A 22611-nucleotide genomic window follows, 5' to 3' on the forward strand; every position below is an offset into this window, starting at 1 on the left:
AGCCCGCTCAAGAGATATTTGATATGACAACTATTATCAAGCAAGATGACTTGATCACATCGGTAAAAGATGCGCTTCAGTTTATTTCTTACTATCATCCACAGGACTTCATCCAAGCGATGAGCCGTGCCTATGATCGTGAAGAAAATAAAGCTGCTAAAGACGCGATCGCACAAATCTTAATTAACTCTCGTATGTGTGCAGAAGGCCATCGCCCGATCTGTCAAGATACGGGTATTGTGAACGTATTTCTTGAAGTGGGCTTAGACGTTAAATTTGATTTAACCATGAGCTTAGACGATGCAATTAACGAAGGCGTTCGTCAAGGTTATCTTGAAAATTCAAACATTTTACGTGCATCTGTTTTAGCAGATCCTGCTTTTGGCCGTAAAAACACCAAAGACAACACCCCTGCTGTAATTCACTACAAACTCGTACCAGGTAACAAAGTCGATATTACTGTTGCTGCCAAGGGTGGTGGTTCAGAAAATAAATCTAAACTGGCAATGTTGAACCCGTCTGATTCAATCGTAGATTGGGTACTGAAAACTGTTCCAACGATGGGTGCAGGCTGGTGTCCTCCTGGTATGCTCGGTATCGGTATTGGTGGTACTGCTGAAAAAGCCATGATGCTGGCTAAAGAAGCATTGATGGAAGAAATCAACATGGACGAATTGCTTCGTCGTGGTCCACAAAGCAAAATGGAAGAACTCCGTATCGAGATCTTCGAAAAAGTAAATGCTTTGGGTATTGGTGCACAAGGTCTTGGCGGTTTAACCACTGTTCTTGATATCAAAATCAAAGATTACCCATGTCATGCTGCGGGTAAACCAGTCGGTATGATTCCAAACTGTGCGGCAACCCGTCATGCACACTTCCAGTTAGACGGTACAGGTGTTGCTCACATTCAAGCACCTAAACTTGATGACTATCCTGCTGTAACTTGGGATTCTTCAACGTCTAAACGTGTGGACCTGGACAACATCACTCAAGAAGAAATGAACTCTTGGAAACCAGGTGATACTTTATTGCTTAACGGTACTATCTATACCGGTCGTGACGCTGCGCACAAACGTATGGTAGACATGTTAAACAAAGGTGAAGAACTTCCGGTAGACCTTAAAGGCAAGTTCATTTACTACGTTGGCCCTGTAGATCCAGTGGGTGATGAAGTTGTGGGTCCTGCTGGTCCGACCACTGCAACACGTATGGACAAATTTACTCGCCAAGTACTTGAAGCAACTGGCTTGTACGGCATGATCGGTAAAGCGGATCGTGGTCCTGCTGCTGTTGAAGCGATTAAAGACAACAAAGCAACTTATTTGATGGCTGTGGGCGGCGCTGCTTACCTGGTATCTAAAGCTGTTCGTGAAGCTGAAGTTGTGGCATTTGCTGACTTGGGTATGGAAGCAATCTACAAGTTTAAAGTTGAAGATATGCCTGTATCTGTAGCTGTTGATGTGAATGGTACGTCTATTCACGCAACTGCTCCAAAAATCTGGCAAGCGAAAATTGGTAAAATTCCAGTAGTAGATGCTGCTGCGGTTTAATTTGCCAAGTTAAAAAAGCACCCTGATGGGTGCTTTTTTATGTTCTGAATGAATATTTCTTATATCAGAACATATTGAGTTGTAATTTCAACTTAAAATTTCTTTAAATCTTTTTACCAAGTCAGCGGATTCCAAAGTTTAAATGGCGTGGTCAACTGAACATCTTCTGCAGGATCATATTTTGCAGGTTTCAGTTTTTGCGCTTTCTTACGTACCTTACCGCTATTTTGATCTAAAGCAACAAAGTTATAACTTTCCGACTTCAGCTGGGTATAGGCAATTTCATTTAAGGCAGTTTTTTCCGGCACAAACATTAAAGGTCCAGATACCTCACGACGGGTACTTAAATTTTCTTCATCGTATTTGATAAAATAAGACTGTCCTGCCTGCACGGTAAAATCCAGATATTTAGGCTTTTGAAAATGTTGCACACCCAAAGGACGGCTGGTTGATATGCGATATGTCCCGACCGGTAATTCAACCCAGTAATAATGATTGTTTAATAAGCTTGGAATACGCTCACTATTGATAAACAAACTGGATGCTACAATTTCCTGGCGGTTCCACTTACTGTCAGGACGGTATAAATAGACAATCGCCGCCTGGTCACTTTGTGCCTGAACCGGTTTAAAGCGCTGACCTAATTTTTGGTTGACCCAAGCACCAATGGTAAACATGCCAAAACGGTACTGTTCCAACAAACTTGGTTCATGTTCAGTATTTACAGGTTTTAAAGTTGAAGTGACTTCGGCATGTTGCATCGCAGATTTGCCATGACATCCCAATAAAATAAAGCTTGCACAGACTGCAATACAGACTCCACGCATGATTTTCCCTCACCGCGTATTTTTTATTTTTGTACTCAATTAAAAGTTCATTCTTCGCTCTATTAATCGCGACATTGATTTGAGTTAGTTGATCTTTTTTAGGCGTCCACGCCTAATCATTGAGATTAACATTGCGCTTTATTTTTGGAAATAAAAAACGTGCGAAAACACCAGTTTTCCGCACGTTTCTGACGAATAGCGAATTAAGCAGATTTAGAGTTTATAACTTTTAAATCAACTTTAGAGGCATCTTCAGTTTCTAATTTAGGTTGACGTTCTGCTTTTAACACGGGTTTTCCTTCACCAGAAATCACTGCATCATTCACAATCACTGTCCCGATATCGGTACGGCTAGGTAAATCATACATGGTTTCAAGTAACGAATTTTCCAGAATTGAACGCAGACCACGAGCGCCCGTATTACGTTCCAAGGCTTTTTTCGCCACGGCACGTAATGCTGAATCTTCAAATACCAGATCCACATTTTCCATATCAAATAAATATTGATATTGACGGGTTAAAGCATTCTTCGGTTCAGTCAGAATCTGCATCAAAGCTTCTTCATCCAGCTCATCCAAAGTTGCAATCACCGGCAAACGACCAATAAATTCTGGAATTAAACCAAATTTCACCAAGTCAGTTGCTTCAACTTGACGGAACAAATCAGACAATTTACGCGTTTCGTCTTTGTTCTTCACTTCTGCCGTGAAACCGATCCCGCCTTTCTCCTGACGCTGTTGTACGATTTTCTCTAGACCAGAGAAGGCACCGCCACAGATAAACAGGATATTTGAGGTATCAATTTGAATGAACTCTTGTTGCGGATGTTTACGACCACCTTGTGGTGGAATGGAAGCAACCGTACCTTCGATCATTTTCAGTAAAGCTTGTTGAACACCTTCACCCGATACATCACGGGTAATTGACGGATTTTCAGACTTGCGGGTAATCTTGTCGATCTCGTCGATATAGATAATCCCTTTTTGCGCTTTTTCTACATCATAATCCGCTTTTTGAAGAAGCTTCTGTACGATGTTTTCCACATCTTCACCCACATAACCGGCTTCGGTCAGTGTGGTTGCGTCTGCCATAGCAAATGGAACATCGAGCAAACGCGCTAAAGTCTGTGCAAGTAAGGTTTTACCCGAACCTGTTGGCCCAACCAAAAGTATATTACTTTTCGCAAGCTCAACAGCGTGATCAGGTTTATGCCCTGAATGAGTCACTTTTAGACGCTTGTAATGGTTATATACCGCAACTGAAAGGGTCTTCTTGGCAACATCCTGACCAATCACATATTGATCAAGTGCAGCACGAATTTCGTGTGGCTTTGGCAAAGGCTTACTTGCCCAATCACCAGATTCAACTTGTTGACTGGTTTGGACTAAATCTAAGCATACGTCCACACACTCATTACAGATGTAAGCGTCCTCACCTGCAATCAGTTTCCCGACTTCAGACTGCGTTTTACCGCAAAATGAACAATGCTTTTGTCCTTGAGGATGGTCGGACATATTCACTCCAATATAAAAATCTGAAAATTATGGACGTTTACTTAACACTTCATCCACGAGACCGTATTCTTTAGCAGCCTGTGCTGTCATAAAGTTGTCACGGTCAGTATCTCTGGCAACAGTTTCATAGTCTTGACCACTATGCTCTGCCATTAAACGGTTTAAACGTTCTTTAATGAATAGAATTTCACGTGCGTGAATTTCAATATCCGATGCCTGACCACGGAAACCACCGAGTGGCTGGTGAATCATCACACGGGCATTTTCCAAGCAATAACGTTTGCCCTTAGCACCTGCATTCAGCAGGAATGCACCCATAGAGGCTGCCTGTCCCATACAATAAGTCACGACATCCGGTTTAATAAACTGCATGGTGTCATAAATCGCCATACCTGCAGTCACTGAACCCCCTGGTGAATTAATATAGAGGTGTATATCTTTATCTGGGTTCTCTGCTTCTAAAAACAACATTTGCGCAACAATTAAATTTGCCATGTTGTCTTCAACTTCACCGGTTAAAAAGATGACGCGTTCACGCAAAAGACGTGAGAAAATATCGAAAGAGCGCTCACCACGAGAAGACTGTTCTACTACCACTGGCACTAAAGCGTTATCAATTGTTGGAACATACATACGTTATTTATTCCTAAATTTTTGTTACTCGACTCATAATCACAATATGAGGGATAATTGCCGAAAATGCAAAAGATTCCCAATTAAATAACAGATATTTTTTATATAAGCTTTGTGAATTCAGGACAGGTTCAAGATAAGCCTGTAAATAAAAAAAGGCGCATGATGCGCCCTTTTTTAGCTCAGCTAAACTTAGCCTTGTTGACGAGCTTGTTGCTCTTTCAATAAGTCTTCATAGCTTACTTTTGTGTCAGTCACTTTAGCAGATGCCAAGATGTGATCAACAACCTGATCTTCTAAAACAACAGCTTCGATTTGAGCACGTTGCTGTTTGTCATTTTTGAAGTATTCAATCACTTCAGTTGGATCTTCGTAAGAAGAAGCCATGTCTTCGATGTAAGCTTCAACACGCGCAGGATCTACTTCAATTTTAGCATCAGCTAAAACTTTGCTCACCAACACACCAAGTTTTACAGATTTTTCAGCTTGTTCTTTGAACAGGTCATCTGGAAGCATGCTGCTGTCAAATGCTTGCGCACCTTGAGCACCAAACTGTTGAGTGAACTGTTGAATCATTTGTTGACGTTGACGGTCAATTTCTTGAGACAACATCGCAGCAGGAACTTCAACTTCGTTTGCAGCTACAAGTGCATCAAAAGTTGCGCCTTTTAGCTGGTTGCGAAGACCGTTTTTCACTTCACGTTCCATGTTTTTACGAACGTCAGCTTTTAATTTTTCAATACCTTCTTCTTCAGTTAAACCAAAGATTTTCAGGAATTCAGCATCAACTTCTGGAAGTTTTTGTTTTTCAACAAGCTTCACAGTGATTTTGAACTGAGCTGCTTTACCAGCAAGGTTTTCAGCTTGGTAGTCTTCAGGGAAAGTAACATCAATCACTTTCTCTTCGCCTTTCTTCATGCCAACGATACCGTCTTCGAAGCCAGGAATCATACGGCCTGAACCTAGAACCAGTTTAAAGTCTTCAGCAGCACCGCCTTCGAACTTCTCGCCATCTACAGTACCTTCAAAGTCGAAAGTCACTTGCATGTCTTTTTTAGCCATGCCTTTAGTTTCAGTCCAAGAAGCACGTTGCTTTTGAAGGTTTTCGATCATTTGATCAACGTCTTTGTCGTTTACTTCAGTTGCTTTGCGTTCAACTTCTAAACCGTCAAATTTCACGTCAACTTCTGGATAAACTTCTACAGTTGCTTCATAAACAAGAGCGTCTTCTTTATTTTCAACTTTTTCAATGTTTGGCATGCCAACAGCATTGATTTTCTCTTGTTGAATCGCTTCAAACACTGTGTCACGAATAACATCGTTTACAACTTCTTGATAAATGCTTGCGCCATATTCACGACGTACGACATTTAAAGGCACTTTACCTGGACGGAAGCCGTTGATCTTCACAGTTTTAGCAGTGCGTTTTAAACGAGCTTCAAATTGTTCGTTCACACGGCTCGTCGGTACAGATACATTTAAACGACGGGCAACGCCCGAAACCGCTTCAGAAGTTACTTGCATGGCTTCCTCGATATAGAAATAGTAATTGCAATTTTTAAAGTGCCACATTATATGACAACATTGAAAGATATACAAAACAGGATGATTTAACCATTAAATTTTAAGCATTCTGCTCAGAAAAGTCTGTCTTGCTTACAACTTTGAACATCTGTGAGGTATAAACATCGCCATTTTATATATTCTTTTACTGCTCAAGCTGATCTTTTGCTGTTGGATCCTGTTATTTCATGCTTTTTATTATTTTCTCTAGTTAGATTTTATTTTTCTTATTTAACTCCAAATTTTATTTCTTGTTATATAGTCATATTTTGCATGACAATCTCGACGTAATCCCAAAGTAATCACAAATAAAGTCCGCTGGCTGATGAAAATTCATAATGCAGTCATTTCTTCCCTTCATTTCATGATTTTGTCTCCCTATTCAATGCACTCTAAAACTCTTTAGTCAATTCCATGATCCAGCCCCCTCTTCCCATCTTTAGAGTTCAAATTGAATGAAGATCAGGAATATAATTCAAATAGAGATTTATATGATTTGATTCAACAAAGAAATTGAGCACAAAAATGAAATATTTGTGGGTGATTTGCCACACAACTGTTAAAAGAAATTAACATCAATATTCCCAATTAAAAACCCAAAAATAAACAAAATAATAAATATAAAATAAAATCAATAATTTAATTTAATATAGTTATATTATTACATTTAAATAAACGATTAATAATTAAATCTCAATTTCCAATTGCAATCATTATTAATGGTGATGCAAAATAAGAATCATTATTATTCTCATACATTTTTACAATACACCTTTTGAGTTCAAAATGGCCTTTATCAAAACACGCAAAAAAATCGTATCTTCTGCGATTGTGTCTTCACTTTCAGTGATGGCTGGTAATGCAATTGCACAAGATCAAGTTGCTCAACTTGAAACTCTTCACACTCAGGCAGAAGCAGAACAAGGTCTCAAAGTAGATAAATCTGCCAGCTCCAAGTTTGTTGCTCCTTTACTGGATACCCCTAAATCGGTTTCTGTAATTTCCAAGCAACTCATTGAAGATACTCAAGTAACAACTTTAAGCGATGCTTTGCGTACTGTGCCTGGTATTACTTTAGGTGCGGGTGAAGGTGGTAACCCGAATGGCGACCGTCCATTTATTCGTGGTTATAGCTCTGAAAGTTCGATGTATGTCGATGGCGTACGTAGTTCGACCTCACAAAACCGTGAAATGTTTGCAGTAGAGCAGGTTGAAGTCACTAAAGGCTCAGCTTCTGCTTTAGGTGGTGCGGGTGCTGCAGGTGGTAGCGTTAACGTGATTTCTAAAGTTGCTAAAAAAGGTGACTTTTTGGAAGGCTCAGTTGGTGCAGGTACAGACAGTTACCAACGTATCACTTTAGATGGCAACAAAGATTTTGGTAATGGTATTGCAGCCCGTGTTGCAGTATTAGGACACCACAATGAAAAAGCTGGTCAGGCAGATGGTGCTGAATATGCCCGTTTTGGTATAGCACCAAGCATTACCTTTGGCCTAGACACTCCTACTCGTGCAACTTTAAGTTATTACTACTTAAAATCTGACGATACCCCAGATTCAGGCGTTCCTTATTGGAATGGTTCGGCTGCGATTGGTAAGCCTTTAAATGCCAAACAAGGTATTTACTATGGCTGGTTAAACCGTGATTTCCAAAAACAGGAAAATCAAATTGGTACATTTAAGTTAGAACATGATTTAACTGACAATTTAACCATCAGTAATACAGCTGTTTATAGTAATTCTAAAAATAATTATGTCTGGACCCAGCCAGATGACTCAAAATTAAATATTGGCAATACACCAAATGCTCAAGTGGTACGTCGTGCAAATGCGCGTATTACTGATACAGAGACATTCAGCGACCAACTGGCATTAACCGGTAAATTTAATACCGGTGCCCTAAAACATAGCTTTAATGTGGGTGCTGAATATTCTAAACAGGAATCTGATAAAGGAAGTTATTTACTTACCGATTTAGGTCAAGCAGCAACTTCAACTCTTCCAGCTAGCCTTAATCCACCTAAAGCATGTAGCACTTTTACCAATGTTACTTCAAACTATTGGTGTACAAGTGCTTACAACCCTAATTCAAAAGACCCTTGGTTAGGAAGTATTGCAGAAAATAAAGCCGTAACCACTACGACAGCTGAGACAACTTCAGTATATTTACTGGATAGCATTGAGTTTAACCCGCAATGGTTATTAGATTTAGGTTTACGCTGGGACAAGTTTGATACTGAACTTAAAACCAATGCGACCGGTGCAAAAATTGAAAGTAATACAGACTTTTTCTCTTACCAAGCAGGTTTAACTTTTAAACCACGTCCAAATGGTAGTATCTATACCAGCTTTGCAACTTCAGCAAACCCGGTAGGTGTAGATGCAGGTGACGGTTCTGAAACTGCATTAACAGCAGTGAATAAAGATATCGATCCGGAAGAAAGCCGTACTTTTGAAATTGGTACCAAGTGGGATCTGTTTAACGAAAAATTAAACTTAACTGCAGCAATTTTCCGTACAGAAAAACAAAATACTCGTATCTCGCTTGATGCAAATACCACAACAAATGGTGGTGCGAGTAAAGTTGATGGCTTGGAACTTGGCTTAAACGGCAACATTACCGACAAGTGGGCTGTTTCTGCTGGCTATACCTACCTAGATAGTGAAGCGACCAAGAATGGCGTAAGCTGTCGCGGTACAACCTGTACAGACCAAACTGTTTATAATGGCAATGTAATGCCAAACGTTGCGAAAAACAGTGCAACGCTTTGGACCACTTACCAAGTCTTACCACAGTTAACGCTTGGTGCGGGTGCAATTGCTATGGACAAAGTTTATGGCGACCTAGCCAATACCAAATATGTTCCAGGTTACGTACGTTACGATGCCATGGCTCGTTATAACGTCAACGAAAATGTTGACCTGCAATTAAACGTCAACAACCTGTCTGACGAACGCTATTTCACCAAAGCGTATGCATCTCACTATGCCACTGAAGCAGAAGGTCGTAGCGCAGTATTGTCGCTAAATTTCAAATACTAAGTTCAATTAAAACCATAAATTAATTATGGCTTTAATCTAAAATAGCCTCATAATCATGAGGCTATTTTTATCGTTAAAAGAATTTATTCTTCCAAAGGTCTCTTGCCGTGATCCATCATATTCCTAACGTCCTGACTAAAGAACAAGTTCAATATTTCCGTGATGAAATGAATAAAATTGAATGGGTCAATGGCAAAGTGACCGCGGGTACGCTTTCGGCCACGGTTAAACAGAATCAGCAACTGCCTGAAGACCTGCCACTGACTCAGCACTTGGGCACGATTATTTTAGAGTCTTTGGGTCAGCATCCCTTGTTTTTATCTGCGGCCATTCCTTTAGACATCATTCCCCCGCTCTTTAACCGTTATGAAAACAATGAATCCTTCGGTTTTCATGTCGACAATTCCATTCGCCGAATCCGTGGAACCCATGAGCGTTTACGCACAGACTTGTCCTGCACGGTTTTTTTAAGCGACCCGGAAGAATATGAAGGTGGCGACCTGGTGGTTGAAGACACCTATGGTTACCATGAAATTAAACTTCCTGCAGGCGATATGATTCTCTACCCTTCAACCAGCTTGCATGAAGTTACACCCGTAAGCTCTGGCTGTCGTATCGCTTCCTTCTTTTGGGTGCAAAGCATGATTCGGGAAGATGCTGAACGCCACATGCTATTTAACCTGGATCAGTCGATTCAGAACCTGCGCATGCAACTGGGTGATCAGCATGATGAAGTGATGAAGCTGACCAATCTTTATCACAATTTAATGCGCAAATGGGCTGAACTCTAATTTTCTAATCTAATAAAATAAAAGGGCTGCTGAAACCTTATATCAGCCAGCCCAATCAACAAATTATAAGCATTTGAATCTTTGATTATTTTATCTTTTAGTCAAATTCAACTGTCATCGTATCGTTTTCCCTTTAAACATGATTGTTTTATCTAATTAACAAGCCCGAGTTAAGTCGTATTTCCATCCATTTTCATCACAATGAATCACTTATTACTATTGTTAATGATAATAATTATCATTAGAATTCGCATCAATTGTTACAGGCCATAACAATAACTCCACTTTTGCTGCTATTTTGCCGACTTTAAAAGTTGTAACGCAGTAATGGAATTCTGTCATATACGAAACCAGGGATTACCTACCATGGCACAGATTAAAAGCCGTAAACACAATCGAAATGCTCAACTGGTTGCATTAGCTGCATCTTTCCCGCTCATGACTCATGCCGCAACAAGCAATGGTGTAACCCAGCTTCCAACCATTACCGTAGAATCTCAAGCAGAAAATAAATATAAAGCCGATTCGGTCAGTTCCCCCAAATATACTCAACCACTGGTTGACACCCCTCAAACCGTTTCAGTGATTAAAAAAGAATTATTAAAAGAACAAGGTGCAACCTCATTGGTCGAAGCCTTAAGAAACACACCGGGAATTACCCTGCAACTGGGTGAAAATGGCAATACCAGTGCCGGTGATGCGTTTCAAATGCGCGGTTTTTCTACTCAAACTTCGACCTATGTCGATGGTATCCGCGATTTGGGTGCAGTCACCCGCGATGTCTTTAACCTGGAACAAATTGAAGTGGTCAAAGGCCCTTCTGGTGCGGAAGCCGGTCGTGGTGCTGCATCAGGTTATATCAACCTGGCCAGCAAACTGCCGCAGACTGAAAATAGCCGTGAAGTTTCTGCTACTTACAATACCGCAGAGCATGCACGTCTGGCTGCTGACATTAATCAGGTGATTAACGATGGCGTGGCAGTTCGCTTAAATGCCATGGGACAGGACGGCGGCATTGAAGGTCGCGATTTTATTGAAAATAACGGCTGGGCCATTGCACCCTCGATTGCCTTTGGTCTGGATAGCGATACGCGCCTGTATCTCTATTCACAGCATATTCGTCAACGCAATATTCCGGATGGCGGCATTCCCACCATTGGCATGAAAGGTTTCTACAATGCCGATTCTGCTTTAGCTTCAGCGCCTAAAGTCGACCGTGAAAATTATTATGGTCATGCCAATGACCATGAAGATGTCGATGCAGATATGTATACGGCGAAAATTGAAAGTGATCTAGCTGAAAACGTCAAACTGACCAACATCACCCGTTTGGGTAAAACCAGTATGAATCGCGTTTTAACTGGGATCAATACCGGTTCAGCGGGCTTAAGGACTAATGGTTCAACTGATCCGAAAGACTGGGAAGTTAACCGTTCACGTCAGGGTGTCGATCAGGAAAACAAGATTCTGGCTAATCAAACGACTCTGAACCTGAATTTAAAAACCGGTGCGGTTGAACATGATGTAGTCGCAGGATTAGAGTTTTTAAAAGAACAACTGCATACAAAAACCATGGCTACGCAAATGCCGGGGCAAGCGACGGTAGCAACCTCTTGGGCCAATCTTTATGATCCAGATCGCAATGAAGCAATGCCTAGCCTGATGTATAACGGTGGCTATACCCATGGTGAAACCGATACAGCTGCCGCCTATTTATTCGATACGCTTAAATTTGGTGAGCGCTTCCAGCTGAATGGCGGAGTTCGAGTTGACTATTATGATACCGAATATGATGCTTTGACCTTGCCATCGGGTAGCAGCAGCTTGGTTCCTGCGAGTTTTGGTGCGAATGACACCTTGGTCAGCTGGAAACTGGGCGGCCTATTTAAACCTACCGCTAAAAGTAGCGTATATGCTTCTTATGCCAAATCTCTGACTCCTCCTGGAAGTGCCAACTTTAGTCTTTCAGCAGAAGGAATTAACAGTGCGGCTGCAAAACCGCAAGAAACCCATCACTATGAAATTGGCACCAAGTGGGATCTGCTTAATGATCAGTTGGCGATCAATGCTGCTGCGTATTACACTGAAAATGAAAACCAGTTTACTCAGGATGCGATTACGCAAGAATCCATTCAGCAAGGTAAAACCAACGTCAAAGGTGTAGAACTCAGTGCTGTGGGTAAAATCACGGATGCATGGAATGTATCTGCCGGGGTTGCGCATATGAAAACCGAGCAGGAAGACCAGCTCAGCGTGAATTCAACCACCGGGGCAATCACCCGAACCAACAATGTGCGTTGGTCTCCAGAATGGACTGCAAGCTTATGGTCTACTTATGATGTTGCTGGCTTTAAGCTAGGACTAGGTGCGCGCTATGTCGATGAGCAAAAGCGTGTGATTACTGACAGCACTGCAGCGGCGAATATGCCAAACATTCCAGGCTATATAGTGTTTGATGCCATGGCAGGTTACAGCTTCAATCAGAATGCTTCGGTCAACTTGAATGTCTATAACCTGGCAGACAAGGAATACATCAGCACCCTGAACAATGGCGGTGGCCGTGTGATTTTAGGACAACCGCGTTCAGCAGCTTTAACTTTTAACTATAAGTTTTAAGCAATTCGCTAAGTCTGAACAGATTGAGTATAAATATGTAGTGGGTTAGATCTAGTGACTGTTGATACTTCATCGATGAAATAGCAATAGCCCCCTAATGCACTACATTATTTTTTGGATTCAAGCCATTTAAGGGATGCAGATCAAGCTGATGATGTTACATATTCCTGAAATTCTGAGCAAACAGCAGGTTGCTGATTTACGCCAACAATTAGATAGCAGTCAGGCCTGGATTCAAGGTCAGCACAGCGCCGGCTTTCAGGCTCAAAAAATTAAGAATAATCTGCAAATTGATCCCAACAGCATTGCTTATCAAGCCTTTGCAGCCAAAATTCTTCAGGCATTGCAACACAATATCCTGCTTAAATCGGCAGCATTGCCCAAGCATATACTGCCCCCTTTGTTCAATTGCTATCAGGATCAAGGACATTATGGCAATCATGTCGATAATGCCGTGCAATATTCCAGGAGCATAAATCAGGTTATTCGTACTGACGTTTCCATCACCGTGTTTTTATCTGAACCGAATGAATATGCAGGCGGTGAACTGATTGTTGAAGACAATTATGGCAGTCATGAAGTCAAGCTTGATGCCGGCGATGCCATTCTCTACCCTGCGACAAGTTTACATCGGGTCGAACCGGTGACCCAGGGCAAACGAATGGCGGCCTGTACCTGGATACAAAGCATGGTCAAAGATGACTGGCAACGCAGCATGCTGTTTAACCTCGACATGAACATTATTAAATTACGCCAGCAGATTGGCGATAGCGAAGAAATTCTGGGTTTGACCAGTCACTACCATAATTTATTGCGCCAATGGGGCGATCTATGAAAGCCGTTGCTCCCCTTGCTCCCCTCTCCCAGATTCCGGCTTATTTACAGACCCTTGCCGATTATGAAATTCAGGCAAAAAAACACTTGTCAGATATGGTATGGCAGTACTTGCAAGGCGGCTCCATGGATGAAGTCAGTGTTCACGACAATCTGAATCAATTTCAACAGATTCACTTATTGCCCAGAATGCTCAAAGACCTCACTCAAGGCCATACCCGCTGTAAAATTTTAGGGCAGGAATATCCGCACCCGATTTTTCTGGCCCCGATTGGGCATCAGCAGCAGTTTCACCCTGAAGCTGAAGCAGCAACGGCGCTGGCAGCAGAAGTGCTCGGCAGCAATATGGTACTTAGCACCTTTAGCAATACCGATATGCGTAGCCTAAAACAGGACAATCCGTACAAATGGTTTCAGCTGTACTGGCAAGGCGACCGGGACAAATCGCTGGCTTTGGTGAAGCTGGCAGAACAGCAAAACTTTAAAGCCCTGGTGATTACCGTGGATTCACCGCATACTGGCATCCGTGACCGTGAACGACGGGTATTTTTCCATTTACCGCAAGGCATGCAGCATCCACATACCCCAGCGCATATTCCCTTACCTAAACTGCATGAAGGTGATCATCCCGTATTTAATGGTTTAATGAAAATTGCACCCACCTGGGAGGATATTGCCTGGATGGTTCAGCACACTTCATTACCGGTCATTTTAAAAGGCATCGTCAATCCGCATGATGCCCTGCTTGCCATTCAGCACGGCGTACAAGGTCTGATTGTATCCAATCATGGCGGTCGTGTTTTAGATACCTGCATTTCCCCACTCACAGCATTGCAACTGATTAAAAAAGTGCTGCCAGAAGATTTCCCCCTGTTATACGATGGCGGGATTCGTCGTGGTTCAGATGTCTTTAAAGCGATTGCCCTGGGTGCTTCGGCAGTTTTCATCGGTCGACCTTATATTTATGGGCTGGCAACTGCGGGGGCATTAGGCGTGGCGCATGTGATTAAAATCCTGAAGGAAGAATTTGAAATTACCATGGCATTAATGGGAACAGCCACGTTAAATGACATCAACAATGATTATATTTTCCACCAAAAATAAGATTACTGAAAAATATTTTCTTAAGTCTTGTTATGGATGCAAAAATAGAAAAATATTTTCGGAATAAGTGGATTAATATTAAGTTATAGATTTACAAGCGCTGCGGTACAACTAACTTATAAGAAAGCATTGGTTTTATTACAACTTTCGACTAATGTCTTCCAGTCTCAGACTTGTAAATTGCTAGAATAGACACAATCTATATCAGTAGCAGGTTGCCGTTATCCACGACCTCAAGCAACCGGTGCTACACAAGGAGTTACCTCATGATGTTGGCTGATCCAAGTAAAAAATATCGTCGCATGTACCAACGTGTAGACTTGCCAGACCGTCAATGGCCAAATAATGAAATTACCAAAGCGCCAATGTGGATGAGCACCGACCTTCGTGACGGTAACCAAGCGATTTTTGAACCGATGGATATGGATCAAAAATTCAAAATGTTCCAGATGTTGGTGAAAATCGGCTTTAAACATATTGAAATCGGTTTCCCTTCTGCATCGCAAATTGACTTTGACTTCACCCGCAAATTAATTGAAGAAAATCATATTCCGGATGACGTTTATATCGAAGTATTGGTTCAGGCGCGTGATCATTTGATCCAACGTACTTTTGAATCTTTAGTCGGTGCAAAACGTGCCATCGTGCATATCTATAACTCTAACTCTCCAACTTTCCGTCAAAAAGTCTTGAACGTCGATGTGGAAGGTGCACGCCAGTTAGCGATTAATGCTGCTCAAAAAGTGAAAGAATACGCAGCGCAATATCCTGAAACTGATTTTATTTTTCAGTACAGCCCGGAATGTTTTTCTGCGACTGAATTAGAAGTGGCAAAAGCGGCCTGTGATGCCGTGACTGAAGTTTGGGAAGCATCACCGACAAACAAAGTGATTTTAAACTTGCCAGCAACTGTAGAAGTGTCGACGCCAAACGTCTATGCCGATCAAGTGGAATGGATGCACCGTAATATTGAACGTCGTGACGGTGTGATTATTTCTGTGCACTGTCACAATGACCGTGGCTGTGGTATTGCAGCTTCTGAATTGGCGATTATGGCCGGTGCTGACCGAGTCGAAGGTTGTGTGTTTGGTAATGGTGAACGTACCGGTAACGTCGACGTTGCAGCAATTGCATTGAACATGTACACCCAGGGTGTTGCACCGAAATTGGACTTCTCTAACATCAACGAAATTATTGCTACTGTTGAAGAATGCACAGGCTTGCCAGTGCACCCTCGTCATCCATATGCAGGCGACTTGGTGTTCACCGCATTCTCAGGTTCGCATCAGGATGCCATCAAAAAAGGTTTTGAATACCAGAAAAACGAAGAAATCTGGGATATGCCTTACTTGCCAATCGATCCTAAAGACTTGGGCCGTGACTATGACGCGGTGATTCGTGTGAACTCACAGTCAGGTAAAGGCGGTATTTCTTACTTGTTAGAATCGAACTACAACGTGGTGTTGCCGCGTCGCTTGCAAATTGAATTCTCGCAAGTGGTTCAGCAAGTCACAGATGAGCAGGCGAAAGAAATTTCCGCTCAAGACATCTGGGCATTGTTCAAAGACACCTATGTTGCCGTGAAAGATGCGCATTATTCTACCAAAAACTATAAGTTGTCCGATGAAAATGGCAATCAGGTGATTGAACTTGATGTTGAAATCAATGGTGAAACTCAACACTTGCGTGGTGAAGGAAACGGTCCGATTTCAGCGATCTTGAATGCATTACAGTTACCAATTGATGTCTTGACTTATGAAGAACGTAGCATCAGCTCAGGTGCACATGCCAAAGCCTTGGCTTTGATCGAGCTTCAAGTGAAAGGTACCGGTAAATCTGCCTTCGGTGCCGGCGTTCATGACAACATCGTGACTGCATCTATTGACGCGATTATTGCCTGTACCAATCGCTTGATTGAGCAAGGCGTATTAAGTACTGATCAGGTCGTTGCTGCCGCCGTATAAGCGATATCAAATAAAAAACTTTAGAAAGGATACCCTCAAGTGGTATCCTTTCGTCATTCATTCTAAAGATTTAAGGCGAAAATTTCCTGTGTCTTTTCCAGCTGACTCAGTGGGCCTAGTTACCCCGCAAAAGTTTATTTTCGAAGAGCCGTTAGAGCTCGAATGTGACCGAATTCTTCCACGTTTTGAGCTGATGGTCGAAACTTATGGCGAACTCAATGCCGACAAATCCAATGCCATCCTGATTTGTCATGCCTTGTCTGGCCATCACCATGCAGCCGGTTATCACCATGCAGATGACAAAAAACCGGGCTGGTGGGATGCATGCATTGGACCAGGTAAAGCCATTGATACCTCTAAATTCTTTGTCGTTGCCCTGAATAATATTGGCGGTTGCAGCGGTTCTACCGGCCCGATCTCGCCGAACCCGGAAAATGACAATCGTCCTTACGGTCCAGATTTCCCGCTGGTTACTGTGCGTGACTGGGTCAAAACCCAAGCCCTACTTTCTGACCGTTTAGGTATTGATGTCTGGTATGCCGTTATTGGCGGCTCTCTGGGCGGCATGCAGGCTTTGCAATGGTCGGTCGATTATCCTGACCGTTTAAAAAAATGCGTCATCATTGCCAGTGCACCGAAACTATCGGCACAAAATATTGCCTTTAACGAAGTGGCGCGTCAGTCGATTTTGTCTGATCCGGACTTCCATAATGGCCGTTATCTGGAAAATGACAGCTATCCAAAACGTGGTCTGATTCTGGCGCGTATGGTCGGTCATATCACCTATTTGTCTGAAGAAGCCATGAAACAGAAATTTGGCCGTGACTTAAAGTCGGGCAAATTTATGTATGGTTTTGACGTTGAATTCCAGGTGGAAAGCTATTTGCGTTATCAAGGTGAACAGTTCAGCCGTAACTTTGATGCCAACACCTACCTGATTATGACCAAGGCGCTGGATTACTTTGACCCATCGCGCGAGTACGAGCAGTCACTCAAAAAAGCCATGGCGAATACCAAATGTAAATTCCTGGTGGTTTCATTTACCACTGACTGGCGTTTCACACCGCAGCGCTCGCAAGAAATTGTCGATGCACTGATCAGTAACCATAAGCCTGTAAGCTATCTCGATATTGATGCAGAACAGGGCCACGACTCGTTTCTGTTCCCGATTCCGCTTTACGTTAAATCATTACGTGCATTTTTAGGTGGTGCAGAACACCTCCAAGCCACACCTAAGGAGACTGTGTAATGCGTATCGACCATCAACTTGCAGAAAAATGGATTAAACCCGATTCTAGCGTACTGGATTTAGGCTGTGGCGATGGTGAATTACTGGCGCATATGAGCAAAAAGCACAATATTCGCGCATATGGGTTAGAAATTGATCAGGAAAAGATTGCAATTGCAGTAAGTCGAGGGTTAAATATTATCCAGCAAGACTTGAACCTCGGTTTAAGCCGTTTTGCAGACCAGTCCTTTGACTATGTGGTTATGGCACAGGCTTTGCAAGCTGTAGATGCACCGGACGTATTATTGCGTGATATGGTGCGTGTGGGGAAACAGGCGATTATTACCTTTCCTAATTTTGCCCATTGGAAGACCCGTTCTTTCTTGGCTTTAAAAGGAATGATGCCGGTTTCGGAAGCTTTACCGTATATGTGGTATAACACTCCAAATATTCATTTATGTACTTTCCGTGATTTCGAAGCACTTTGTGCTGAAAACGATATCCGGATTATTAATCGACTCGCCGTGAATGGGGATCAACAAGGAAGTTTACTTAGTAAACATATCCCAAATCTGTTTGGTGAAGTCGCTATTTATAGAGTGAGCGCACTATGAAAAAAATATTATTAAGCACACTATTGGTTGGATTATTTAGCATTCAAGCTCATGCAGAATATGTGGCACCTTCGGCATCGATTTCAAGCCAGGCTGCACAATATTCTGTCATGGATATTAATAGCTTGATCAAATCTGCCAAAGCAGGTCAGGCAGCTGCACAATTTTATCTCGCCACCAAATATCAACAAGGTAAAGATATTCAAAAAGATGATCAGCAAGCTTTTTCCTGGTACAAAGCTGCTGCCGATCAAGGTCTGACTGCTGCCCAGTTGAATGTCGGCCGTATGCTGGCAGATGGTATTGGCACCAAGAAAGACGAAACTTTGGCACGTAAATATTTTGAAAAAGCGGCAAGTCATGGTGATAACCGTGCCAGCTTTAATCTTGCGATGATGGAAGAACAAAAGAAAAATTACATCGGTGCTTACCAGTGGTATGAACTGTCTACCCGTGACGGCATGCTCGACAATAAAGTGATTACTTTATCTGAAGGCAAGAAGATGGCATTGGCTGCCAACTTGACTCAAGAACAGATTCGCATGGCACGTGACCGTGCGGACAAATGGATTCAGGCACAGTAATTCTGCCTGATTCTAAAAAGCACCTACGGGTGCTTTTTTATTTCGTAAAAATAAAAAGTTAAATGAAAAAATATTTAATAATTTATAAAAATTCCTTTATGTTATAAAAAATCTAAAATATAAAATTAAGTTAACAATAAATGAAAATCATTATTCTGACCTGTCTAATACTAATGCTTACTGCATGTGAAAAACCTAACAGTAAACCAACTTATGGAGAAACTGGATTACCCAAAAATTGTCGTGCAATTGTACAAGTAAACATCGATGCTTGGCGATCTCATAAAAATACAGCAGAGGAAGTAATGAACTCTCTTGAACGTAATTGTGGCGCTAATGGTTATTCTTGGGAAAATAAATAAATTGTTAACTTGAAAACAATTTTAAAAAGTAAAATCCGCTAAAATAGTCTTATTCATTGTCACATTAAGATCGAAATAATGGCATCTCAAGATTGGTTATCTCAAGGAACACTCGTACTCGCAAGCAATAACAAAGGAAAAATTGCCGAATTTGAAAAAATGTTTGCAGAGTTAAATCTCCCTGTAGAGGTGATTCCCCAAGGCAAACTGAATATTGAAGATGCGGTTGAAGATGGCTTGAGCTTTGTTGAAAATGCCATTATTAAGGCACGTCATGCTTCTAAGATTTCAGGTAAACCCGCAATTGCCGATGATTCCGGAATTTGTGTTCCACTCCTAGGTGGTGCGCCAGGTATTTATTCTGCACGCTTTGCCGGTGAACATGGCAATGATGCAGCCAACAATGAAAAACTGTTAACCCGACTCAAACCATTTCGTAAAGAAGGTGAAAGCATTGAAGGCATGTTTGTTTGCGTGCTTGCACTGGTTCAGCATGCTGAAGATTCGCTACCTCAAATTTTTCAAGGCATCTGGAAAGGTGAAGTGCTAGAAGCAGCGCGCGGTGAAAATGGTTTTGGTTATGACCCGCTGTTCTGGTTGCCTGAACTGGGCATTTCCAGTGCCGAAATGAGTAAAGAAGATAAAAATAAAATCAGCCATCGTGGTCAGGCGATGCGTTTGTTTAAGGCAAGTTTGGAGAAGTAAACTGCTTTATATCCCCTTTCCTTAGGAGATGTGAGTATCCTCAGAATATATTCTGAGTGCGCAAGGAAGATATCCCCCTCCCTTTTTTAAAGGGTGAGGAACACTGTTCAGCAAGGGGGGATTTATTGTGAATAATGAATCCCCCTAAATCCCCCTTTGAAAAAGGGGGACTTTTTTAAAAACCCGGCACCAATGCATGCAACACTACGCCATAAATCCCGATCAATATCGCACTGGCCACAGTTCCCGACGCAATATATTTCGCTGAGTATCCTGTTCCTTGATAATGCGTTTCCAGCGCCACAATATTGGCTGCGGGAGGTAAACAAAAGAACATCAACATCACTGCATAAGTCAGCATTAAATGTGGAATCGGCAAAAGCAGATAAGCTGCTGCACACAATAAAACTGCCAATAACATACGGCTACTGATGATCAGTAAACTACGCTTTAAATCACGCCAGCCAATCCTGACTTTACTCAGCCACATGCCCAAAACGCACATGCCTGAAAAGGTTACCAGCACCTTGTTCAGCTGATACACCCCTTGCACGACAGGATGATATTCAAAGGGACTGAAATCCCAGAATGACAAAACAGCAGCCGTGGTCAAGGCAATCACTGGCGGCGACAGCAATACATTTTTAATGATGAAACTCAAATCCTGTTTGGCTTCACTGACTGCCATCACCGCACAGATATTGCCAAATAAGGAACCGCCGATATATAAGGCCACGATGGTACTGCTGGCTTCCGGTCCAAATACCGCTAAAGCAAAAGGCAGACCCAACCATGCACCATTTAAATAACTAAAACACAGGGCACGTAATTTGTCTTTTTGAAAATAATAAAAAATACTAAAGAAAATAATGGAACTTAAAAAGCTGAAGCCAATCAGCCACAGACTGCCTTCTTTATAAAATACCATGTTGTAAATGATCAGCAGCGGTATAAAAATCCGGGCCAGTAAAGCTGCCAGTAAGGGCCGTATCGGTTTTAAAACATGCACTCCCCAATATCCAACAAGAAAAGAAATCAAAGGAAGAATCAGGGCCATGACAGTACAGCTTAGCTTATTTAATAAAAAAATATCCTAGCACAGCTGCTATTCAAACATGATTTTGAAAGGTTAATTTTTTATGTTTAACCTTGCCTAAACCTCCCTTGTCTTGAAACCGAAACAGAAATGTCACGTCCTTGTCATCAAACCCTGTTGAGATAAGGACAACAAAAATAGAGGAAAATAACATGGCAGGACTTTCGATTTGGCACGTGCTAATTTTTGCAATCGTGGTGATTTTATTATTTGGTACATCCAAACTCAAAAATCTGGGTAAAGATGTCGGTGGTGCAGTCAAGGATTTTAAAAAGTCGATTAAAGAAGATGATGCCGAACGCACTCAACTGCAAGAGCCCCGTACCATTGATGCTCAGATTAAAAACACTGAAAGTACTGTAAAAAGCTAAGCGAGCGCAGCCATGCTAAATGTCGGTATGACTGAACTGCTGTGCTTTGCCATTATCGCACTGCTGGTTTTGGGTCCTGAAAAACTGCCTGAAGCTGCGCGCTTTGCTGCGAAATGGTATGGCAAAGCAAAACGCTTTATTCAGAGTGTGCAAACCGAGGTCGATCGGGAACTGAAACTTTCAGAGTTTCGTGAAGAAATTCAAAAAGAAATTGACCGCATGACAGAAATAGAACAGCGCTTGCAAAAGCAGCTGGATGATTTGACTCAGTCAACACGACCACAAAAGACTCAAGCGCCATCTCCACAGCTTTACACCTGGCTCAGTCCCTGCCGTTTGACCCCATTTTCAGCGAATTTTGTGCAGTCACATGGCGCTGATGTATTCAAGGTTTCGAGCTCTTATCTCCCATCTACATTGAAGATTGCCGTATGAGCCACAGTCAATTACCTGCTTCTGTAGTCAAATCAGACAGTGAAAATCTAGAACAGATGCCTGTGATGCAGCATTTAATCGTGCTACGTCAGTATTTATTTAAAATTGTCGGTATTACGCTGCTGCTGTTTTTCTGCTTGTTGCCATTTCGCAATTACACCTATCAGCTTCTGTCGGAACCGCTCAGACAGCAATTACCTGTCAGTTCCACCATGATTGCCACCGATGTTACCGCAACCTTTATGGCACCGTTTAAGTTGAATCTCTTTGTGGCCTTGATGTTGGCGATGCCTGTAATCATCTATTTTTTATGGTCATTTGTACGCCCTGCCCTGTATGAAAAGGAGCGCCACCTCGCCATTCCGCTTTTGGTCGGCAGTATTTCTTTATTTTACTTGGGCATAGCTTTCGCTTACTTCATTACCCTACCGGCGATTTTGCATTTCTTTATCAGTGTATCGCCGGAGAGCGTTGCACCAATGACCGACATCAACAGTTATTTAAGTTTTTGTTTAAAGCTGTTTTTGGTGTTTGGATTAACCTTTGAAATTCCGATTGTTACCTTAGTCCTGATTCTGATTGGTTTGGTCAGCACGAAAAGCTTGGCAGAAAAACGTCGCTTTATTGTGGTGGGCTGTTTCTTTGTTGCCATGTTTGTGACTCCACCTGATGCACTTTCCATGGTCATGCTCGCCATTCCAATGTGGTTATTATTTGAAATAGGCTTATTTTTCGGAAAAGTTTTAGAAAAACGTCAAACCCTTAATCCTTAATCCTTAAT

Annotated in this window: 20 protein-coding genes; 15 read left to right on the forward strand and 5 right to left on the reverse strand. The window is 42.0% G+C overall.

The annotated features are described in order from the left end of the window. Window positions 1–23: 23 nt before the first annotated feature. On the forward strand, window positions 24–1550 hold the full coding sequence (locus B2Y23_RS00720) for a fumarate hydratase (protein ID WP_291355278.1): 1527 nt from the start codon (window positions 24–26) through the stop codon (window positions 1548–1550). A 113-nt stretch (window positions 1551–1663) separates the two neighbouring features. On the opposite strand, the gene B2Y23_RS00725 is transcribed toward B2Y23_RS00720, so the two are convergent. The 4 genes from B2Y23_RS00725 to tig form a co-directional block, all read right to left on the reverse strand. Continuing rightward, on the reverse strand, window positions 1664–2377 hold the full coding sequence (locus tag B2Y23_RS00725) for a DUF2846 domain-containing protein (RefSeq protein ID WP_291355280.1): 714 nt from the start codon (window positions 2375–2377) through the stop codon (window positions 1664–1666). A 203-nt stretch (window positions 2378–2580) separates the two neighbouring features. Continuing rightward, complete coding sequence (clpX, locus tag B2Y23_RS00730) at window positions 2581–3891, reverse strand: ATP-dependent protease ATP-binding subunit ClpX (protein ID WP_291355283.1); 1311 nt, start codon at window positions 3889–3891, stop codon at window positions 2581–2583. Window positions 3892–3918: 27 nt separating this feature from the next. Then, complete coding sequence (clpP, locus tag B2Y23_RS00735) at window positions 3919–4524, reverse strand: ATP-dependent Clp endopeptidase proteolytic subunit ClpP (protein WP_086198326.1); 606 nt, start codon at window positions 4522–4524, stop codon at window positions 3919–3921. Window positions 4525–4716: 192 nt separating this feature from the next. Then, window positions 4717–6048 carry a trigger factor gene (gene tig, locus B2Y23_RS00740; protein ID WP_291355286.1) on the reverse strand — a complete coding sequence of 444 codons (1332 nt, stop codon included), beginning with the start codon at window positions 6046–6048 and terminating at the stop codon, window positions 4717–4719. Between the two features lie 825 nt (window positions 6049–6873). Between tig and B2Y23_RS00745 the strand changes: the two genes are divergently transcribed. The 11 genes from B2Y23_RS00745 (at window position 6874) to rdgB (ending at window position 19928) form a co-directional block, all read left to right on the forward strand. After that, window positions 6874–9126: a TonB-dependent receptor gene (locus B2Y23_RS00745; RefSeq protein WP_291368430.1), complete on the forward strand. Its 2253-nt coding sequence runs from the start codon at window positions 6874–6876 to the stop codon at window positions 9124–9126. Window positions 9127–9233: 107 nt separating this feature from the next. Next, on the forward strand, window positions 9234–9917 hold the full coding sequence (locus B2Y23_RS00750) for a Fe2+-dependent dioxygenase (RefSeq protein WP_291355290.1): 684 nt from the start codon (window positions 9234–9236) through the stop codon (window positions 9915–9917). A gap of 366 nt (window positions 9918–10283) precedes the next feature. After that, window positions 10284–12533 carry a catecholate siderophore receptor Fiu gene (locus B2Y23_RS00755; RefSeq protein ID WP_291368432.1) on the forward strand — a complete coding sequence of 750 codons (2250 nt, stop codon included), beginning with the start codon at window positions 10284–10286 and terminating at the stop codon, window positions 12531–12533. A 151-nt stretch (window positions 12534–12684) separates the two neighbouring features. Beyond that, on the forward strand, window positions 12685–13368 hold the full coding sequence (locus tag B2Y23_RS00760) for a Fe2+-dependent dioxygenase (RefSeq protein WP_291355292.1): 684 nt from the start codon (window positions 12685–12687) through the stop codon (window positions 13366–13368). Next, window positions 13365–14471, forward strand: coding sequence for an alpha-hydroxy acid oxidase (locus B2Y23_RS00765; protein ID WP_291368434.1), 1107 nt, complete (start codon window positions 13365–13367; stop codon window positions 14469–14471). Before B2Y23_RS00760 ends, B2Y23_RS00765 begins: the two co-directional genes overlap by 4 nt. Before the next feature lie 266 nt (window positions 14472–14737). Next, window positions 14738–16435: a 2-isopropylmalate synthase gene (leuA, locus tag B2Y23_RS00770; RefSeq protein ID WP_291355297.1), complete on the forward strand. Its 1698-nt coding sequence runs from the start codon at window positions 14738–14740 to the stop codon at window positions 16433–16435. Window positions 16436–16523: 88 nt separating this feature from the next. Next, the gene (gene metX, locus B2Y23_RS00775) at window positions 16524–17684 is read left to right on the forward strand and encodes a homoserine O-succinyltransferase MetX (protein WP_291368436.1); all 1161 of its coding nucleotides are present in this window, start codon (window positions 16524–16526) and stop codon (window positions 17682–17684) included. Further along, complete coding sequence (metW, locus tag B2Y23_RS00780) at window positions 17684–18277, forward strand: methionine biosynthesis protein MetW (protein WP_291355302.1); 594 nt, start codon at window positions 17684–17686, stop codon at window positions 18275–18277. Before metX ends, metW begins: the two co-directional genes overlap by 1 nt. Next, on the forward strand, window positions 18274–18861 hold the full coding sequence (locus B2Y23_RS00785) for a tetratricopeptide repeat protein (RefSeq protein WP_291355304.1): 588 nt from the start codon (window positions 18274–18276) through the stop codon (window positions 18859–18861). The genes metW and B2Y23_RS00785 overlap by 4 nt, the downstream gene beginning before the upstream one ends. Before the next feature lie 140 nt (window positions 18862–19001). After that, entirely contained in the window at window positions 19002–19223 is a 222-nt protein-coding gene (locus tag B2Y23_RS00790; RefSeq protein ID WP_291355307.1) for a kynureninase, read from the forward strand. Between the two features lie 78 nt (window positions 19224–19301). Next, entirely contained in the window at window positions 19302–19928 is a 627-nt protein-coding gene (gene rdgB / locus B2Y23_RS00795) for an RdgB/HAM1 family non-canonical purine NTP pyrophosphatase (protein WP_291355308.1), read from the forward strand. Window positions 19929–20103: 175 nt separating this feature from the next. On the opposite strand, the gene B2Y23_RS00800 is transcribed toward rdgB, so the two are convergent. Then, window positions 20104–20985 (reverse strand): permease, encoded by an 882-nt coding sequence (locus B2Y23_RS00800; RefSeq protein ID WP_291355309.1) that lies wholly within the window; start codon window positions 20983–20985, stop codon window positions 20104–20106. 191 nt (window positions 20986–21176) lie between these two features. Here B2Y23_RS00800 and tatA point away from each other — a divergent pair, with 191 nt between their 5' ends. Genes tatA through tatC form a run of 3 tightly spaced genes read left to right on the forward strand, consistent with a single transcriptional unit; the run spans window position 21177 to window position 22603 of the window. Continuing rightward, window positions 21177–21395 (forward strand): Sec-independent protein translocase subunit TatA, encoded by a 219-nt coding sequence (tatA, locus tag B2Y23_RS00805; protein WP_291368438.1) that lies wholly within the window; start codon window positions 21177–21179, stop codon window positions 21393–21395. 12 nt (window positions 21396–21407) lie between these two features. Continuing rightward, window positions 21408–21830 (forward strand): Sec-independent protein translocase protein TatB, encoded by a 423-nt coding sequence (tatB, locus tag B2Y23_RS00810; protein ID WP_291368440.1) that lies wholly within the window; start codon window positions 21408–21410, stop codon window positions 21828–21830. Further along, on the forward strand, window positions 21827–22603 hold the full coding sequence (gene tatC, locus B2Y23_RS00815; protein ID WP_291368442.1) for a twin-arginine translocase subunit TatC: 777 nt from the start codon (window positions 21827–21829) through the stop codon (window positions 22601–22603). The genes tatB and tatC overlap by 4 nt, the downstream gene beginning before the upstream one ends. Window positions 22604–22611: the final 8 nt, after the last annotated feature.

It is taken from the genome of Acinetobacter sp. UBA5934 (assembly GCF_002430855.1).
Lineage (GTDB): Bacteria > Pseudomonadota > Gammaproteobacteria > Pseudomonadales > Moraxellaceae > Acinetobacter.

Coding starts and splice junctions, on each gene's coding strand:
- B2Y23_RS00725 (WP_291355280.1), bottom strand. CDS start 2,377: ATGCGTGGAGTCTGTATTGCAGTCTGTGCAAGCTTTATTTTATTGGGA.
- B2Y23_RS00800 (WP_291355309.1), bottom strand. CDS start 20,985: ATGGCCCTGATTCTTCCTTTGATTTCTTTTCTTGTTGGATATTGGGGA.
- tatC (WP_291368442.1), top strand. CDS start 21,827: ATGAGCCACAGTCAATTACCTGCTTCTGTAGTCAAATCAGACAGTGAA.
- B2Y23_RS00745 (WP_291368430.1), top strand. CDS start 6,874: ATGGCCTTTATCAAAACACGCAAAAAAATCGTATCTTCTGCGATTGTG.
- metW (WP_291355302.1), top strand. CDS start 17,684: ATGCGTATCGACCATCAACTTGCAGAAAAATGGATTAAACCCGATTCT.
- tig (WP_291355286.1), bottom strand. CDS start 6,048: ATGCAAGTAACTTCTGAAGCGGTTTCGGGCGTTGCCCGTCGTTTAAAT.
- tatA (WP_291368438.1), top strand. CDS start 21,177: ATGGCAGGACTTTCGATTTGGCACGTGCTAATTTTTGCAATCGTGGTG.
- tatB (WP_291368440.1), top strand. CDS start 21,408: ATGCTAAATGTCGGTATGACTGAACTGCTGTGCTTTGCCATTATCGCA.
- B2Y23_RS00760 (WP_291355292.1), top strand. CDS start 12,685: ATGATGTTACATATTCCTGAAATTCTGAGCAAACAGCAGGTTGCTGAT.
- clpP (WP_086198326.1), bottom strand. CDS start 4,524: ATGTATGTTCCAACAATTGATAACGCTTTAGTGCCAGTGGTAGTAGAA.
- B2Y23_RS00765 (WP_291368434.1), top strand. CDS start 13,365: ATGAAAGCCGTTGCTCCCCTTGCTCCCCTCTCCCAGATTCCGGCTTAT.
- B2Y23_RS00790 (WP_291355307.1), top strand. CDS start 19,002: ATGAAAATCATTATTCTGACCTGTCTAATACTAATGCTTACTGCATGT.
- B2Y23_RS00720 (WP_291355278.1), top strand. CDS start 24: ATGACAACTATTATCAAGCAAGATGACTTGATCACATCGGTAAAAGAT.
- B2Y23_RS00755 (WP_291368432.1), top strand. CDS start 10,284: ATGGCACAGATTAAAAGCCGTAAACACAATCGAAATGCTCAACTGGTT.
- clpX (WP_291355283.1), bottom strand. CDS start 3,891: ATGTCCGACCATCCTCAAGGACAAAAGCATTGTTCATTTTGCGGTAAA.
- B2Y23_RS00785 (WP_291355304.1), top strand. CDS start 18,274: ATGAAAAAAATATTATTAAGCACACTATTGGTTGGATTATTTAGCATT.
- leuA (WP_291355297.1), top strand. CDS start 14,738: ATGATGTTGGCTGATCCAAGTAAAAAATATCGTCGCATGTACCAACGT.
- rdgB (WP_291355308.1), top strand. CDS start 19,302: ATGGCATCTCAAGATTGGTTATCTCAAGGAACACTCGTACTCGCAAGC.